Here is a 260-nt window from a genome sequence, read left to right as displayed (position 1 = left end):
GGCCGTCGGCTTTGGCGGGCACAGCCTGCGCGTCGGCGCCGCCCAGGAGCTGCTCGCCGCCGGCGTCGACCTGCCCGGCCTTATGCAGGCCGGCCGCTGGGCGTCCCCGCGCATGCCGGCCCGCTACACCGAGCAGCTGCGCGCGACCCGCAGCGCCGTTGCCAAGGTGCGCCGCGCGCGCGAGAAGAGCGACTAACCCCTGGCTGGGACGGTTTACGGCGGCCAGTTGGTGGCTCGTTTGGAAAGCAGCGCCCGTTGCA

1 protein-coding gene is annotated in these 260 nt (G+C 74.2%); it reads left to right on the top strand.

The features are described from left to right. A partial coding sequence (locus JT719_RS24865) for a site-specific integrase (protein ID WP_278251907.1) occupies positions 1–196 on the top strand: 196 nt, incomplete at its 5' end. Positions 197–260: the final 64 nt, after the last annotated feature.

The organism is Sabulibacter ruber (assembly GCF_017355955.1).
Classification (GTDB): Bacteria; Bacteroidota; Bacteroidia; order Cytophagales; family Hymenobacteraceae; genus Nibribacter; species Nibribacter ruber_A.
Note: the sequence above shows the minus strand (reverse complement) of the source record. Positions and strands in the feature narration are given on the sequence as shown.